The organism is Streptomyces resistomycificus, assembly GCF_001514265.1.
Lineage (GTDB): Bacteria > Actinomycetota > Actinomycetes > Streptomycetales > Streptomycetaceae > Streptomyces > Streptomyces resistomycificus.
The window spans coordinates 352,810-369,006 of record NZ_KQ948992.1 but is presented as its reverse complement, the minus strand read 5'-3'; the positions used below and the strand labels follow the sequence as shown (position 1 = coordinate 369,006).

General features: G+C 70.0%; 17 protein-coding genes. 9 read left to right on the top strand and 8 right to left on the bottom strand.

What is annotated here, in order from left to right:
* Window positions 1-30 precede the first annotated feature (30 nt).
* On the top strand, window positions 31-498 hold the full coding sequence (locus AQJ84_RS19930) for a DUF7144 family membrane protein (protein ID WP_030039026.1): 468 nt from the start codon (window positions 31-33) through the stop codon (window positions 496-498).
* Between the two features lie 47 nt (window positions 499-545).
* Here the strand turns inward: AQJ84_RS19930 and chvE are convergent, their stop codons facing one another.
* Window positions 546-1,652, bottom strand: coding sequence for a multiple monosaccharide ABC transporter substrate-binding protein (gene chvE, locus AQJ84_RS19925; RefSeq protein ID WP_030039025.1), 1,107 nt, complete (start codon window positions 1,650-1,652; stop codon window positions 546-548).
* Between the two features lie 812 nt (window positions 1,653-2,464).
* Here chvE and AQJ84_RS19920 point away from each other — a divergent pair.
* On the top strand, window positions 2,465-2,704 hold the full coding sequence (locus AQJ84_RS19920; protein ID WP_030039024.1) for an Imm32 family immunity protein: 240 nt from the start codon (window positions 2,465-2,467) through the stop codon (window positions 2,702-2,704).
* Between the two features lie 141 nt (window positions 2,705-2,845).
* A complete protein-coding gene (locus tag AQJ84_RS19915; RefSeq protein WP_225877166.1) occupies window positions 2,846-3,268 on the top strand; it encodes a hypothetical protein in 423 nt (140 codons plus the stop codon).
* Window positions 3,269-3,341: 73 nt separating this feature from the next.
* On the opposite strand, the gene AQJ84_RS43530 is transcribed toward AQJ84_RS19915, so the two are convergent.
* Genes AQJ84_RS43530 through AQJ84_RS19905 form a run of 3 tightly spaced genes read right to left on the bottom strand, consistent with a single transcriptional unit; the run spans window position 3,342 to window position 6,076 of the window.
* Window positions 3,342-3,515, bottom strand: coding sequence for a hypothetical protein (locus tag AQJ84_RS43530; RefSeq protein ID WP_164873018.1), 174 nt, complete (start codon window positions 3,513-3,515; stop codon window positions 3,342-3,344).
* A 57-nt stretch (window positions 3,516-3,572) separates the two neighbouring features.
* Entirely contained in the window at window positions 3,573-3,992 is a 420-nt protein-coding gene (locus AQJ84_RS19910) for a roadblock/LC7 domain-containing protein (protein WP_030039022.1), read from the bottom strand.
* A complete protein-coding gene (locus AQJ84_RS19905; protein WP_225889110.1) occupies window positions 3,989-6,076 on the bottom strand; it encodes a sensor histidine kinase in 2,088 nt (695 codons plus the stop codon). The genes AQJ84_RS19910 and AQJ84_RS19905 overlap by 4 nt, the downstream gene beginning before the upstream one ends.
* 605 nt (window positions 6,077-6,681) lie before the next feature.
* Between AQJ84_RS19905 and AQJ84_RS41065 the strand changes: the two genes are divergently transcribed.
* The 6 genes from AQJ84_RS41065 to AQJ84_RS19875 all read left to right on the top strand — a co-directional run bounded on the left by AQJ84_RS41065 (window position 6,682) and on the right by AQJ84_RS19875 (window position 11,211).
* Window positions 6,682-7,668 (top strand): STAS domain-containing protein, encoded by a 987-nt coding sequence (locus AQJ84_RS41065; RefSeq protein ID WP_078631687.1) that lies wholly within the window; start codon window positions 6,682-6,684, stop codon window positions 7,666-7,668.
* Between the two features lie 304 nt (window positions 7,669-7,972).
* On the top strand, window positions 7,973-8,176 hold the full coding sequence (locus tag AQJ84_RS19895) for a cold-shock protein (RefSeq protein WP_030039020.1): 204 nt from the start codon (window positions 7,973-7,975) through the stop codon (window positions 8,174-8,176).
* 276 nt (window positions 8,177-8,452) lie between these two features.
* On the top strand, window positions 8,453-9,946 hold the full coding sequence (locus AQJ84_RS19890; RefSeq protein ID WP_030039019.1) for a DEAD/DEAH box helicase: 1,494 nt from the start codon (window positions 8,453-8,455) through the stop codon (window positions 9,944-9,946).
* Window positions 9,947-9,992: 46 nt separating this feature from the next.
* Window positions 9,993-10,394, top strand: coding sequence for a CBS domain-containing protein (locus tag AQJ84_RS19885; RefSeq protein ID WP_030039018.1), 402 nt, complete (start codon window positions 9,993-9,995; stop codon window positions 10,392-10,394).
* Window positions 10,395-10,444: 50 nt separating this feature from the next.
* Window positions 10,445-10,753 carry an SCO5918 family protein gene (locus AQJ84_RS19880; protein ID WP_030039017.1) on the top strand — a complete coding sequence of 103 codons (309 nt, stop codon included), beginning with the start codon at window positions 10,445-10,447 and terminating at the stop codon, window positions 10,751-10,753.
* Between the two features lie 71 nt (window positions 10,754-10,824).
* Window positions 10,825-11,211, top strand: coding sequence for an FhaA domain-containing protein (locus AQJ84_RS19875; RefSeq protein ID WP_030039016.1), 387 nt, complete (start codon window positions 10,825-10,827; stop codon window positions 11,209-11,211).
* 45 nt (window positions 11,212-11,256) lie between these two features.
* Here the strand turns inward: AQJ84_RS19875 and AQJ84_RS19870 are convergent, their stop codons facing one another.
* The 4 genes from AQJ84_RS19870 to AQJ84_RS19855 form a co-directional block, all read right to left on the bottom strand.
* Window positions 11,257-11,601 carry a MerR family transcriptional regulator gene (locus AQJ84_RS19870; RefSeq protein WP_030039015.1) on the bottom strand — a complete coding sequence of 115 codons (345 nt, stop codon included), beginning with the start codon at window positions 11,599-11,601 and terminating at the stop codon, window positions 11,257-11,259.
* 794 nt (window positions 11,602-12,395) lie between these two features.
* Window positions 12,396-13,265, bottom strand: a complete 870-nt coding sequence (locus AQJ84_RS19865) for a PaaX family transcriptional regulator (protein WP_030039014.1) — start codon at window positions 13,263-13,265, stop codon at window positions 12,396-12,398.
* Window positions 13,266-13,319: 54 nt separating this feature from the next.
* Window positions 13,320-14,744: an alpha/beta hydrolase family protein gene (locus AQJ84_RS19860; RefSeq protein WP_030039013.1), complete on the bottom strand. Its 1,425-nt coding sequence runs from the start codon at window positions 14,742-14,744 to the stop codon at window positions 13,320-13,322.
* Window positions 14,741-16,087, bottom strand: coding sequence for an MFS transporter (locus tag AQJ84_RS19855; RefSeq protein WP_030039012.1), 1,347 nt, complete (start codon window positions 16,085-16,087; stop codon window positions 14,741-14,743). Before AQJ84_RS19855 ends, AQJ84_RS19860 begins: the two co-directional genes overlap by 4 nt.
* Window positions 16,088-16,197 lie beyond the last annotated feature (110 nt).

Below are 16,197 nucleotides of genomic sequence, written 5' to 3'. Positions count from 1 at the left end.
GCATCCGCACACCACGAATCGAGGCACACGATGACCGCGACACACACCCGGCCGGCACACACGGCGAAGCAGGAATGGGCGACCGGCCTGACGGCCTTCGCGGCCGTGATGCTCTTCCTTGTCGGCCTGCTCGACATCTTCCGGGGCATCATGGCCATCGCCGAGGACGACATCTTCGTCACGACGCGCAACTACGTGTTCGAGTTCGACCTCACCGGCTGGGGCTGGGTCCACCTCGCTCTGGGCGCGGTCGCCGTGATCGTCAGCATCGGGCTGCTGAAGACCGCGACCTGGGCGCGCGTCGCCGGCGTGGCCATCGCCGGACTCGTCATCATCGCCAACTTCCTCTCCCTGCCGTACTACCCGGTGTGGTCGGTCGTGATGATCACGATCTCGGGCTTCATCATCTGGGCCCTGTGCGTGGTCCAGCGCGGCAACCTGTCCGACCTGTCCGAAGAGCGCGCCCCGTCCGAGGAGCGCCCCCCGCACAGGGTGTGAGGCGAGGCGCCGTCCGGTCCGACGGAAGACGCACCCGCCCTGTGTCGCTACTTGAGCTGGTCGGCGGTGAAGTATCCGTCCCTGACCAGGAGTTCGTAGTTGGTCTTGTCGACGCTCTCCGGCTGCAGCAAGTAGACGGGCACGTCCTTGACGCCGTTGTTGTAGTCGGTTCTGTTGTCGATCCTCGGCAACCTCTCTCTGAGGATGTCGTCGACCATCTGTGTGGCGGCCTCGCCGAGCGCGCGGATGTCCTTGTAGACGGTCTGCGACTGCTGACCCGCGATGATCGACCTCACCGAGGCCAGCTCGGCGTCCTGACCGGTGACCACCGGGAGGGGCTTGCTGTCGGAGCCGTAGCCGTCCGCCGTCAGCGCGTCCAGAACGCCTCTGGAGATGCCGTCGTACGGCGACAGGACCGCGTCGACCTCCTGACTGCCGTACCACTTGGAGAGGATGTCGTTCATGCGCTTCTCCGCGGTGGGTCCGTCCCAGCGCAGGGTGGTGATCTTGTTGAGCTTGGTCTCGCCGGACGGGACGACCAACTGCTTGCTGTCCAGGAACGGCTGCAGGAGTGCCATCGAACCGTCGAAGAAGTACTTGGTGTTGTTGTCGTCGGGGGAACCGGCGAACAGCTCGATGTTGAACGGACCCTTGCCGTCCTCCAGGCCGAGCTTCTCGATGATGTGGCGGGCCTGTTGCCGGCCGACCATCTCGTTGTCGAAGGAGACGTAGTAGTCGACGTTCTTGGTGCCCATGATGAGCCGGTCGTAGGAGATCACCGGAATGTTGGCATCGGCGGCCTGCTGCAGCACGCTGTTCAGCGACCTGGCGTCGATGGCCGCGACGATCAGCGCGTCGACGCCCAGCTTGACCAGGTCCTCGATCTGTGCGACCTGGCGCTTCGGGTCGTCGTCGCCGTAGACCAGCTTGGCCTTGTACCCCTTGTCCTCCAGGCCCTCGACGACGCTCTTGCCGTCGGTGAGCCAGCGCTCGGAGGCCCGGGTCGGCATGGCGATGCCGACGGTACCGCCCTCGGGGCGGCCCACGGAACCGCCCTCGGAACTGCTCTCGCTGAACTGGCCGCAGGCGGACAAGGTGAGGACGAGGGAGCCGGCTCCGGCGAGGAAGGCAAGGGCGGCTCTTCGTCTGAACATGGTGATCATTCCTTGTTCTTCTCGTCGTTGAGGGGATGACGGGGCAGCAGACGTCGCTGGGAAAAGGTGGAGGGGGAAAAGGTGGAGGGAGAAGCGGTGGAGCGGGCCGGGCGGTCGGCGGGCGGGTCGGGCGCGCCGCGCCCACTCCCCCGCGGTGTCCAGGGTCCGGCCCCGCAGATGGGTGGTGTACGGGTAGACCCCTGGAGCGTCCCGGACGGAGCGGACCTCGGCCGGAGCGGTGCGCCGCGGCGGATCCGCTCACGGCGCCCTCGTGGATGCGCACGTCTTCCTCGAGGTCGTCGGGGGGCTTGGCGCACAGGTCTCGAGGCGAGTGGACAACCGGCGGACCTCGCTCACATGGCGGAGGTCAGGCCGACCGGCCCGGCGCGTTGCTCGAGTCGGTGCTCGGACGCCGCGATGCCCCGCCGCGGCCCGGCATCCGACGCTCGCGGACTGTCGTGATCCCGTTGCCGGAGTACTCCTGTACGCACGCCAGACTGCGCGCCGGCGTTCCGGCCACGGGCGTGCTCATTCCGGGGGTGCACAGGGCAATCGCCTTCAAAGGTTCGAAATCTCGTCACATGTTCCAAATGTTGGCGTGACGTTAAGGGCGAGTGTGCGAGGTGTCAACGGGGTGAACAGGAACGGTTACAGAAAGTTCGGAGATCGCTCTCGGTCCCCGACAGAACACTCAGCGGCGCGAAGCGCTCGCGGGATGGGCTCTCCCGGCCTGGCGGCCCCTGGGTAGGCGATGCTCAGGTATGACCCCTGAACCCAGCGCCGCACCGTCGACGACCACTCACGTGAGTGCGGTGACCGATGGCACCACCAGAGTCTTCACGTGGGAGGAGGGCGCGCGCATCGAGGTCCGCAACCTGGGCGGAGAGATCGTCATCGAGGCCAACGCCGCCGGGTTGAAGACCCTGGCCGGTCACCTCCTCACGCTGGCCCAGGACGGCACGCCGGACGGCGCTCATCTCCACCTGGAGGAGGGCAACGGACTCGAAGAGGGCTCCGTAGGCCTGGTCTTGGAGAGGTGTGAAGACGAATGACGGTCGACGTCCGGTAGCCGTACCCGGCCTCACTCACCGGCGCGAAGGCGGCGCTTGGATCGCGCGGTGCGCCTTCGCGGTGGTGCGCTAACGTCTGGCGGCATGAGGGGAATGGGGACAGGCTTTCGACCGGTTGCCGCGTTGGCCGTTTCGGGATTGCTGCTGACGGGGTTGCCCGCGCTGTACTTCCTGACCGTCCACGGGTGCGGCGAGGGCGAGGACCGGCTCGCTGAGGTGCTGGCCGGCGAGACGGTGCTGGACGCAGCTCCGGAAGGGGCGACCCGGGAGGACCGTTTCCAGGAGTGCGATGACGATGACCGCTTCGTGGTCGTGGGGGCGCGGTACCGGTACGACGGTTCGTCGAGGGAAGCCTTGCGGCACTACCGGGAGGCGGCCCGGGCCGACGGTTGGCGGCCGCGGGCTTTGGCCGGAGGCGGGACGTCGCCTGGCTGCTTCACCAAATCGGTTGGAGGCACGACCGCTTATCTCGTCGTGGAGGGCCCGGACGACCGCCTTCTCCACGTGGAGATCGTCGCGGACCGCGCGAACTCGCAGTGGTGCTGAACAGCGACGACGCTCCGGTCACCGGCGAGCCACCGGGTGGCGGGTCGCAGTCACCGGGTGGCGGGTCGAGGACTCAGCGCTTGAGGGAACCCTTGCCCCGTTCTTTCGCGCCCCGCGTCGTGCCCCGCGCTTCGAGAGCGGCGCCTTTCGCTGCGAGGGTTTCCTTGTGGACCGCGTGGGCCGCCATCCGCACGGTCTTGCCGACGACCTGTTCGGCCTTTGCCTTGGCTTTTTCTCCGGCACTCATCTCGGTACCTCCGCGGAGTCTCACTGTCCGTGTGCCCTTGGGCCGGGGGACAAAACGCTATCCCGCGGCCAGTGGGGTGGAGTTGAGTTCGCGTATCAGCTGCGGGGTGAGCAGTTCGCCGGCTCGGTCGGCGAGTACGGCCATTTCGTAGCCGACAAGGCCGACGTCGCACCCCTCGGCGGCGAGGACGCCGAGGCAGCTGCCGTCGCGGATGCGGCCGACCATGAGGAAGCCGCCGAGCATCTCGATCATGACGAGCTTCATGCCGCGGAAGCCGTGTGTCACCGCCGCGTTCTGGGCGAGGCTGGTGATGCCGGAGACGACGGCGGCGAGGTGGTCGGCGCGATCTCGGCCGAGGCCGTCCGAGGTGGCCATGAGGAGGCCGTCGGAGGAGACGGCGACGGCGTCGACGACGCCGTCGGTGGTGCGTACGAACTCCGCGATGAGCCAGCCGAAACTCTGGACGGCGGTGGTCACGATGACACTCCTTGGGTGCTTCTGGCCTCGGCACGGGCGACACCTGCTCGGAAGCCGTTGAGCAGGGAGGAGACGGCGGGCCTGGCGGGCGGGGGTGGGGCGGTGCTGTTCTGCGCAGGGGCGAGCAGGCGCCCGGGAAGGACGAGGAGTGCGGACAGGCCACCGCCTGTGGTGTCGAAGAGGTGGACCCTCGCCCCTTCACCGAGGCGGTGGGCGAGCCGGCCGACGACGAGGTGGCCGAGGAACCGGGTGGGCGCGGCCAGCAGGGCCTCCTCGCCGGAGTCGGAGAAACGGGCGCCCGCACGTTCCTTGTCGGCGTCCGACATGCCGATGCCGTGGTCGACGACGGCGAAGCAGTACGTGTCGTCCTCGGTGTCGTACCAGCCGTGCACCTCGACCGGCTCGGTCGGTGGTGAGAAGTTCAGCCCGTTCTCGATGAGTTCGGCGAGGAGGTGGGCGACATCCGCGACGGCGTGCCCGCGCACCCGCACCGGCTCCACGGTCGCGATCAGGACCCGCTGGTACTGCTCCACCTCGGCGACGGCGGACTGGACGACTTCCAGGCTGTCGGCGGGTGCCGCCGTGGGCCGCGGCGGATTCTGCCCGGCCAGGACCAGCAGACTTTCGGCGTTGCGCCGCATGCGGGTGGCGAGGTGATCGAGCTCGAAGAGCTCGGCGAGGGCGTCCGGGTCGAGTTCCTGCCGTTCCAGACGCGTGATGAGGCTGAGCTGGCGCCGTACGAGGTTCTGGTTGCGGCGGCCGAGGTTGGCGAGCGATTCGGTGGTGCTGCGGCGCAGCCCGGCCTGCTGGGCAGCCAGGTGGAGGGCGGTGTGTTCCACCTGCCGCAGGGACGCCGCGACCGCGGCGATCTCCGCCGTGCCGCCCGACAACTCCGCCTCGGTGCTGTCCGGGACCTCGGCCGAAGCGAGGTACTCCCCCTGGTCCTGCGGGGATTGCGGGGATGACGCGGACTGCGGGGATGACGCGGACTGCGGGGATGACGCGGACTGCGGGGATGACGCGGACTGCGGGGACGGCGGGGACGGCGGGGACTGTTGGATACGGGCTACGGTCGCCGGCAGTCGGTGCCTGGCCACGTCATGGGCGGCCTCGGCGAGCGCGCGCAGCGGGCGCGTGAGGGAACGCGAGGCGAAGGCGGCGAGACCCGCGACGAGGGCGGCCATGAGCGTTCCCGCGACGAGGTAGGCGGCGAGACCCAGCTCCGCGTCGTGACTGAGCCGGTCGGCCCGGTCCCGTACGTCGTCACCGACTGACCGCTGGACGTCGTACAGATCGTCGACGAGTGCGGTCATCGCGTCCCACCAGGTGCCCGCGTCGGCGCTCAGCGCGGAGCCGTCGGCGGCACGTTCGGCTTGGTTCTCGTAGGCGGTGGCGCGTTGGGCGCCCTTGGTGCCGAAGGCGCTCTTCAGGGCGGCGCGTTGGGGTGCGGTGGCGACCTGGCGGAAGCGGGCGAGGGCGGCGACACGGGTGGCGCGCACCTCGGTGAAGGAGAGGTACTCGCGGCCGTGGAAGGCGCCGTCGGCGAACACGCCGTTGAGGAGCCCGCGTTCGAGAGCGACGGACTCCTTGGCGGCCGCCAGTTCCCGCAACGCCGTGAGACTGTCGCGCAGTTGGCGGTCGGCGCTGGTCGCGGTCTCCGTCACCGGGTCGACGGCGTTGAGTGCGTCGACGGCGGTGGTGTAGAAGGCGAGGGTGGCGGTCCGGTCGGCGGTGTCCGGGCCGACGGTCGCGCTGTCAGCGGCGGAGCGGACGGCGGCGAGGCGGCGCAGGTGCCGCTGGACGACATCCTCGACGGCTCGTTCGGGGCGCATTCCGCGCAGCGCCGTGTCAACGCGCTTGCGCGTAGCGGCGAGCGGGGTCCGGAAGCTCTCCTCACCTCCCAACAGACCGTTCGTCAGGCCGCGTTCACGCTGGAGCTGGTGCACCAGTGCCTGGACCCGGAGGCTGAGGCCGACCTCGGCACGGGTCGTGCGCGCGTCGCCGAGGGCCTCGGCGCGGCCGTACACGGCCAGACCGGCCACCGCCAACAGCAAGCAGATCGGGACCGTGATGACCACCGCCACACGGCCTCTGATGCTGCGCCAGCCGGGCATCGACCGACGGCCGGACATCGGCCGACGGCCGGGCATCGACCGGTCGCCGGAACTCGGTCCGTCACCGGGTCCCGTTCGGCCGACGGGACTCGTTCGGCCACCGCGGCGGCGCCCCGAACCACCCCTGCCGAAACCGCCCTTGCCGATTGCGCCGAGTCTGCCGAGCCTGCCGGGCCACGGCCGGGATGGCGTCCACACCCTCATGGTCACGAAGCTAGTCCGACTGCGGTTGCGGCCGGTTTCCGACCTGTTAGACCCCGTGGGGACTTCAGTTGCGCCGCCCTCACATCACGGGCCGGGACACTGTGACCGCGCAGGACGGGACAGCGCCTCAGGAGGGTGCCGTCGATGACGGCCACGTGAGCACCTCGCCCGGCCCCGCATGTTCCATTCACCGACCAGTGTCCGAAATCACGAACACGCGAGGGTGAGGCCCTCGGCGAAGCCGCTCCGGTTGCGGGCGGCGTACGGTTGAGGTACCGAGGGCATCACGCACTCCGGCCACACCGGGTCGTCCTTGGCGAAAGACGAGTCCGGGCCGCCCTCAGCGGTCGGCGCGGTGACGGGTCGGCATCATGTCCCCCGCGGTCGAAGCAACTCGGCTGGACATCCATCGGCGGAACCGAGGGGAGCGCACCCTCGTCACGCTCGCCGGTGACATCGGACCGGCCACGACCCCTCTCCTGCGGGCCGCACTGGAGCAGTGCCTCCTGGACGGTGTCACCGCCATCGACATCGACCTGGCCACGGTCGGCTCCTGTGACGCCAGAGGCTTGGACGTCCTGCTGTCGGCGTCACGGCGCGCCGGCCGGGTGCACGCCTCCCTGATGCTGCACCACCCGTGCGCACAGATCACCCGGCTCCTCGCCGCCACCGGATCCACCTCGCTGCTTCTCACGGCCCCCGCGGGTCCCGTACCGCCTGCCGTACGCCGCGACCTCACGAGTACCGCGCCGCGGGCACCCACGGGCTCCGCCCGCGGGTCGGTGCAGCCGGTGCTCAAGGACGGGATCCGGCTCCGTCGGCTGAGCCGGTGGCAGGCCGAGGGTGTGCGCGAGGACATCGCCGACCTGGCCGCGGAGTCCGTCGCGGGCACCCCCGGCGAGGCGCACCAGGACCGTGGAGACTTCCTGCGCCGCCTGGCGGTCAGCGTCCACCGCCCCGGCTTCGCGCTCCTGGTCGCCGAGACGACGGTGCTGGTCGGCTGTGCCTTCGGTTTTCCGGTGGGCCCCGACCTTTCCGGGCGGCGCGGGCTGGACGCGACGCTCCAGGAGAGCATCCAACGACTCACCTCGCGCGCGCGGTTCGCCGTCCTCACCCAGGTGGTGGCCCATCCGCACGCGCAGCACCTCGACATCGCCCGCCGCCTGCAACAGCGCCTGCTCAGGGACCTGCGCTGCCGCCTCGGAGTCACCCTGCTGCATCCCGCCGACCTGGTGGGACAGTCCGCCTTCTCGTCCTGGGGCTGGCAGAACATGGGCGAGGTCGTCGGGCTGCCGGGTCCTGGCGCCCCCTGCGTGTTGATCCTGCCCAGGGAGGGACTGTCCCCGGCATTTCGCTGATCAGGCAGAGATCATGGACGGCATTATATCTGTATCCGCGGGATGAGGGTTTAACGGAACGAGCGGGCAGTTTCGTTGCAGCAACGAGCGGAGCGGAATTACTCTACAAACACGGACCGCCGCAACGTGCTACTGTCTATCTCAGTTGCAGTTGTGGTTCCCGAATTTTTCAGTACTCCCCAGTCGGCTTCCGAGCCACTGGAGTGCTTTTTGATACCGGTCTTTTTCCGGGCGGGCTGATCATCGCGGCGACACGGCGTTCGTAAAGTGCGGGCGTCTACTCACTGCCCCGAAGGAGACAAAAATGGCTACTGGCACCGTGAAGTGGTTCAACGCGGAAAAGGGTTTCGGCTTCATCGAGCAGGACGGTGGCGGCGCTGACGTGTTCGCCCACTACTCGAACATCGCCGCCCAGGGCTTCCGCGAGCTGCTCGAAGGCCAGAAGGTGAGCTTCGACATCGCGCAGGGCCAGAAGGGCCCGACGGCCGAGAACATCGTCCTCGCCTGACGCTGACGCGTACGTGTAGCTGGGGCCCGCATCCTTCGGGGTGCGGGCCCCAGCTACACCTGCTTTCCGCAGTGTTTTCGCCTGCGGCACTACTGCGAGGAATCCGCAGGCTCACGCACACGGATTCCCTTTCGAGGGGTGCCAACCCCTCTCCCCTCTCGAATGTTCCGCAGCACACATTCATTTTCGCGTTCCATTCGGCCTGTTCTTGCAATTCTCGTGCGGCTTCCTGCTGCGGGAATTCCTTGATACGTGCCGCATCGAGGAAGGTTCCGCATGAACCGCACACGCACGAACGACCGCTTCGCCCGCACTCGGAACGGCAGCGCCGCCCCGGGAAAGAACGGCAACCGGTTCGCCTCATCGCCTCCGAGCCGCTCCGGCGGGCCGTTCCGTTCCAACGGTCCGAGCCGCCGCCCCGCCGCGCCCCAGGGTGAGTTCGCCCTCCCGAAGACGATCACCCCGGCGCTGCCCGCCGCGGAGCGCTTCGCCGACCTCGACATGCCCGGGGAACTGCTGGCCGCGCTCGGTTCGCAGGGCGTGACCGTACCGTTCCCGATCCAGGCCGCGACGCTGCCGAACTCCCTCGCCGGCCGTGACGTCCTCGGCCGGGGGCGCACCGGTTCCGGCAAGACCCTCGCCTTCGGGCTGGCGCTGCTGGCCCGTACGGCCGGGCAGCGCGCCGAGGCCAGGCAGCCGCTGGGGCTGATCCTCGTACCGACACGGGAGCTGGCGCAGCAGGTCACCGACGCACTCACGCCGTACGCCCGCTCGGTGCGGCTGCGCCTCGCCACGGTCGTGGGAGGGATGTCGATCGGCAGGCAGGCCAGCGCGCTGCGCGGCGGCGTCGAGATCGTCGTGGCCACTCCCGGACGCCTCAAGGACCTCATCGAGCGCGGCGACTGCCGGCTGGACCGGGTCTCCATCACCGTGCTCGACGAAGCGGACCAGATGGCCGACATGGGGTTCATGCCGCAGGTCACCGCCCTGCTCGACCAGGTCCGCCCCGAGGGCCAGCGGATGCTGTTCTCCGCCACTCTCGACCGCAACGTCGATCTGCTCGTGCGCCGCTACCTGAGCGACCCCGTCGTGCACTCCGTCGATCCGTCGGCCGGCGCGGTCACCACGATGGAGCACCACGTGCTCCACGTACACGGCACCGACAAGCACACGGCCACCACCGAGATCGCCGCGCGTGACGGTCGCGTGCTGATGTTCCTCGACACCAAGCACGCCGTCGACCGCCTCACCGAGCACCTGCTGAACCGCGGGGTGCGGGCCGCCGCCCTGCACGGGGGCAAGTCGCAGCCGCAGCGCACCCGCACGCTGACGCAGTTCAAGAGCGGACACGTCAACGTGCTGGTGGCGACCAACGTCGCGGCGCGCGGCATCCACGTCGACAACCTCGACCTCGTCGTCAACGTCGACCCGCCGACCGACCACAAGGACTACCTCCACCGCGGGGGCAGGACCGCCCGCGCCGGCGAGTCCGGCAGGGTCGTCACCCTGGTCACGCCCAACCAGCGCCGCGCCATGTCCCGCCTCATGGCGACGGCCGGCATCGTCCCGCAGACCACCCAGGTCCGCACCGGCGAAGAGGCCCTGCACCGCATCACCGGCGCCCAGGCCCCCTCCGGCATCCCGGTCGTCATCACCGCGCCGGTGGTCGAGCGCCCCAAGCGCAGCGCCACCTCACGCGGCCGGCGCCGCCCCGCCTCGGCGACCCGGCGCGCGCCCGCGCGGCGGTCCGTCTCCGACGCGGCAGCCTAGAAACGTAGTGATCAGGAAGCCGACCCATCTCTGCAGGAGGTATCTCTTGACGCTGGTCCAGATGCATCCCCGTCCGACGAGCGCCAACTCCGTGCACAGGACGGCTGCCGATGCCATGGACACGGCCGGACCCCAGGTCTGGGACGACATGACCGTCGAGGTGGCGCTGTCCGTCATGACCGCCGCCCGCACGGGTCACCTCGTCGTCTGTGACGAGGACGGCGAGTGCACCGACCTGGTCACCCGGGCCCGGCTCACCGCCGTACGGGACGGCGTCGGATACACGGACCAGGTCCGTCTGCGCGACATCGCCGACGGTGGGCCCTTCGCCTCACCGCTGACCACGGTGGCCGACGCCGAGCGGACGATGCGACACCGCCGGCTCGGGGTCATGCCCGTGGTCGACGAGCACGGCAACGCCCTGGGCGTCCTCTCCCTCTCCGGCTGAACCGCCTCCCCACGGTCGGTCCTCTCCCCTTCTTCTCCCTGTGAGGCATCATGCGTTGTGTCATCGCCCGCTTCCCGTTCGAGCTCAGCAAGGGGGGCGTGCTGGAGTCGATGAAGGGCGTCAAGCCGGAGCCGGTCATCGGTGACTCCGTGATCATCGGGCGGCGCCACTACCCCGCCAAGCAGGTCGGCCAGATCATCACCCGCCAGGACCGCCGCGATTTCAGCACCGGCGAGGTCCTCAGGGCCATGACCGCGCTCGGCTTCACCTGCCGCACCGCCCCCAAGGCCGCGACCGCGACGGTCGTCGACCCGCTCCAGCGGGCTTCCGTGATGCTGGGCGCGCCCCTGCCCGTCTGAGCGACAGGGCAGGCTGTCGACCACTCTTGTGGCTGAGCCTGCCCGACCGGACGCTGGGGCAGGCGCCCCCGATGAGGCTCCTGCACACAAGCGAACGCGCCATGGAGCGCTGGGCGACGAACGTCCGGCGCTACCTGCTGCCGGTGAGGCCGGGGCGGGGCGAGGTCGTGGCCGCGCTGCTGAGGCAGTGCGACGACAACGCCCTGATCCTCGGCCGTCAGCGCATCGTGGTGCCCAACGCCTTCGTCGTCGAAGTGCCTCCGGAGGTCCACCGGCAGCTCTGTGACAACCCTCTGCCGGTGGCACCCGTCCTCGTCCACCAGGTGTGCCGTCATGCCGCCGAACAGGGGTACATCTTCGCCGGCCCGGTCGTCGTGGACCTCCGTCCCGCTCCGGGTGACACACCCGCCCGGTTCCGCGTCCACAGCCGCGTCAGCCCGGCGGGCGGGCGATCGTAGCCCTCGGCCCTCCTGGTGGGGCCACCGTCCTCTGTGAAGGTGCAGTCAGACGTCCGCCTTGGGGCTGGACCCGACGTCACGGTGCCGCAGCTTCAGTTCGTCGTTGATGCGCCGGGCCTCTTCGAGCTGGTCTTCCAGGATGACGATGCGACAGGCCGCCTCGATGGAGGTGCCCTGGTCGACCATCTCGCGGGCGCGGGCGGCGATACGCAGCTGGTAGCGCGAGTAGCGACGGTGGCCGCCCTCGGAACGCAGGGGGGTGATCAGCCGGGCTTCACCGAGGGCACGCAGGAAGGCCGGCGTGGTGCCGAGCATCTCCGCTGCTCGTCCCATGGTGTAAGCGGGGTAGTCGTCGTCGTCGATTCTGTCGAGCGGTGTGTCTGCGGTCATCTGCACCTCTGATTGGGGAATGCGTCGAGGGGCCTTGGTGCCGTACGGCACCAAGGCCCCGAGGGATTTGTAACACCATCGGTCGGCTTACTGCGGTGCCGACCCTCTGCTTCCGCACCAGCCCTCGAAGGGCGGAGAGTGCGGGGATCGCGGATGCGTGACCGTGGGACCACCTTCCGTTCCGGTGCCTGCGGTACCCGGGCTGACCGTTCTCGCCCGGGCGATCCTGATGGCGTCCGCCTCCTTCTCTTCCTTGCCAAGAATCTTGGTACTGCTGGTACTGCGGTCCTGCGTACTGCTGACAGCCCTGATGAGGCCGCCTGACCCGGCGGCCAGCGAGGGGGCCCCGAAACCAACTCCGGCCCCGCCACTCCACCGCCGTGCCTGCACTGCATGCGGGCAGTTCGTGTCTGCCGCGCCTCACTGACTTCCTGGCTACAGCAAACACACTAACCCTGGTACGGAGGCATGTCTACAGCAGCCATGACAGATTTCAGCCCATGCGAGTGAAGGGTTCTTCACCAGCACCCATCCGGGCGCAGCCGCTCGACTTCGGGTCCCGGTCCGGGATGAGCAGCCAGAAGTGCGCCCGGAACGACTGCCTGAGTGATCGCTGGTGTCGAACCGGGTTCGCGTCACCCGGTCGGGGCACCTTGCCGTCGGCCCGCGTCAAAGCCCCCCGGCACTCGCATCACGACGGGGTGGCGCTTTCGCACACCGCGCGTCGCCGAGGACCTGGTCATCTACGGTGGCGGTCTCGCTCGGCAGGTGCAAGGCGACCGCACGAGTGCCGGTTACCGGAGTCGGGCTGTTTCCAGTAGGTCGCGGGCCATCTGCCCTGCGGGTGCCGCGGTTTGTTCCGCCACGCGGCGGAAGGTGTCCTGCGCGGTGCGGGCCGGCCAGGCGGGGGGCAGGTGGCGGGCCGGGAGTCGGGGGTCGGTTCGGATGGTCCAGAGCCATTCGCTGACCAGGCGCAGGCGGGTGGCGATGGGGTCGTCCCCGGAGGCCGTGCCGAGGTGGGCGGTCCAGCGTTTGTCGAAGGTGACGTAGCGCGCGGCGATGGACTCCAGGTCCCACGTGTCGCGGATCATCAGCTCGATGTCGGTGGCGACGTCGGCCTGGGCGTGGAAGATCTTCACGTGGGCGGTGAGGCCGAGTTCCGAGACGGTGGTGGAGACGTCGACGTTGCCGGGAGCGATCCACAGGCCGCTGTACAGGGCGCCGAATCCGGACCAGGTGAGCCGGGAACGCAGGTCGTGGCGTTGGCGCTTCCAGGAGTCGGGGAGGGAGAAACCGAGCAGGGTCCAGGTGCCGTCCCAGTCGTCGTTGACGGCGCCCTGTTTCCAGATGCGGGTACGGCCGTCCTCCAGGACACGGGTCGCCTGCGGGGTGAGGCCGAAGTACATCCGGCGTCCTTCGCGCTGGCGTTGCAGCAGGCCGCGGTTGACCATGCGGGTCAGCGTGGAGCGTACGGCCTGTTCACCCACGCCGACTCGGCCGAGGGCGTCGATGATGCTGCCCGAGTAGACGCACAGGTTGCCCGCTTCCAGGACGTGGTTGCCGAAGAAGGTGAGCATGAGCGACTGCGGGCGCGGCTGCGGGCCGTCGGGGGTGTCCGGCGCGTCCAGGCTGTCCAGGGTGTCCAGGATGTCTTCGTCCTCCACGGGGAAAGGGTACGGCCGCCCACCCGCGGCGCGGCGGGCGGCCGTCGTACGGTTTCAGTGGCTGTCGTGGGAGCCGCCGTCGGCGGGGTGGGCCAGGTCGTACGGTCGCAGGTAGGGGGTCGGGCGGTACGCCACGTAGCGGGCGGGGGTCGTGGGGTCGGCCGCCCGGGCGCGGGAGTTGAGGGTCCGCGGGTCGGTGCCCTGCCAGCGGCCCGTGGTGAGGCGGGCCTCCAGGGTGTGCAGGGCGGCGAGTTGTTCGGCGGGGCTGAAGGTGCAGTGGCCGGCGTTGTCGGTGTACGCCTGACGCAGCAGCGGCGCCGAGCCGGCGGCGGTGACCGCCCGGCGCAGGGCGCTCTCGGTCTGGACGGGGACCAGGGCGTCGCCGGTCGTGTGGACGGAGAGCTGCGGTGTGGTCAGCTCGCCGGTGAAGGAGCTGGTGCCGCTCATCCAGGCGACGGCGGCCGGGTCGGCGCTGATGCGGGGGGCGCGGTCGAGGGTGGCGAGGTCGTCGCGCAGGGACAGGCCGGCCTTCCTGTACAGCTGGTCGACCTCCTTGCGTACGGAGGACCGGCCGAGCAGCTTCGCGTAGTCGACGCCGGTGTTCCAGGACATGTTGCCGCCCGCCCGACTCTCGGCCTCCTGGCGGCGGTTGAAGGCGGCGATCTTCAGCAGGCCCTTGACGGCTTCGTACTGGTTGGCCTGCTGGGCGTCCCAGTCGGTGGCGGCGGGCCTGGTCTGCGTCGGCTGGTTCCAGACCGGGATGTTGTGCAGGGCGGCGGCGAGGGCGATGCGGGCCCGGCCGGCGGCCGTGGACTGTGCCGCGTCCACCTCGGCCGTCAGGGCGTCCGCCGCGCGGGTGGCGGCCGTCTGGTCCGGCAGGCCGGTCAGCGGGATGTCGGAGTCGGGTGCGAGGAGCGTCTTGAGGGCGAAGGCGGGGTCGAGGGTGTTGTTCCAGTTGGCCACACCGCCCTGGACGAGGCCGCACAGGGACAGCGAGCCGTCGATGCGGTCCGCGTGGCGCTCTGCGATGGCGGTGGTGACCAGTCCGCCGTAGGACCGGCCCCAGGCGATGGTCCGGCGGGCCTCTCCGAAGCGGTCGGTGAAGGCGGTGAGGGTGGCCAGTTGGTCGGGTACGGCGTCCGTCACCGCCCAGCCGGTGGTGGCGTAGGAGGAGCCGGCGAGGGCGTAACCCTGCTTCAGCAGGAGGGCCTTGGTGGTTTCGTCGGGGGCGTCCTGGGCGGGGTTGGGCGCGCCGGCCGTGGTGTAGCCGTGGCTGAAGAGCAGGACGGTGCCGTTCCAGCCGTCGGGCATGTCCATCATGTACGTCGCGCCCGACGGGAGCCGGCCTTCGACGCGGCCGGTGGCCGACGTGGCCGACAGGGCCGACGGGTCCGCCGGGGCCGCCACGGCCGAGGTGGGCAGGGAGGCGAGGGCGAGCAGGAGGGCAGTGGCACTGGCGACGCGGGGGCCGGATGTCATGCGGGGATCTCCTCCGTGTGGGGGGCGGTGGGACGTTCGGCGGTGTCGGCGAGGGTTGTGCGGCTGGTCTCGCGGACGAAGCAGACGGTCAGCGCGGTGACGAGCGAGCCGCCGCACACCAGCAGGGCGACGGGGGTGCCGTTCCCGCTGCCCGCCACCAGGCTTCCGGCGATCATCGGGGAGAAGCCGGCGCCGATCAGGGTGGCTCCCTGGTAGCCGAGGGAGGCGCCGGTGTAGCGGACCCGGGTGCCGAACATCTCGGTGAGCAGGGCGCCGAGCGGGCCGTACATCGTGGACTGGGCGATGCCGTGGCCGAGGACGACGGCGAGGATCAGCAGTCCCGGCGACTTCGAGTCGATCAGCGCCAGCACGGGGAAGGCGAGCGCGGCCGAGGCGAGGGCGCCGGCGAGGACGACGGGGCGGCGGCCGACCCGGTCGGAGAGCGCGGAGGCGCAGGGCAGGACGACGAGGGCGACGCAGGCGGAGACCGTGAGCGCGGTGAGCACCTGCGGGCGGGCGTAGCCGATGCCGGTGGCGTACGAGATCAGGTAGCTGGTCAGCAGCGACTGGGCGGTGAAGGCGCCGATGCCGACGCAGCAGGCGAGCAGGACGGGGCGCGGGCGGCGCAGTACGTCGAGGATCGGCAGCCGGGACTCCGTGTTGTCCTTCTTCACCTCGGCGAAGAGCGGGCTCTCGACGACCTTGAGGCGTACGAAGAGGCCGACGCCGAGCAGGACGACGCTGAGCAGGAACGGCACCCGCCAGCCCCACGCCGCGAACTCGTCCCTGGGCATGGCGACCACGAGGGTGACGACCAGCGAGGACAGCAGGGAGCCGAGCGGGGCTCCCATCTGCGTGAAGCTGGACCACAGGCCGCGGCGCCGCTCTCCGGCGTGTTCCACGACCATCAGGGTGGCGCCGCCCCACTCACCGCCGATGGCGATGCCCTGGACGACGCGCAGGGCGATGAGCAGGACCGGCGCCCAGACGCCGATCGTGTCGTACGTGGGCAGCAGGCCGATCAGGAAACTGGCGCCGCCCATCAGGCCCATGGTGAGCAGCAGCATCGACTTGCGGCCGAGCCGGTCGCCGAAGTGGCCGAAGACGATGCCGCCGAGGGGGCGGGCGACGTAGCCGGCGGCGAAGGTGCCGAACGCGGCGACGGTGCCGACGGCGGGATCGGCACCGGGGAAGAAGAGTTCGCCGAAGACGAGGGCGGCGACGGTGCCGTAGACGAGGAAGTCGTAGAACTCCACGGCGGTGCCGAGCAGGCCGGAGAGGGCGACTCGGCGTAGTTGCCGGGTGCGGTCGGGGCTCGCGGACGGGGACGGGGACGCGGGCATCGCGGGTCTCCCTTGAGCGGGGGAAGGACACCGCGAACTTAGGCGTGCAGATGACTCCCGTCAATAAAGTGCACAACATCGGGCGATGTTCGAGCCGCAGCCGAGTAGCT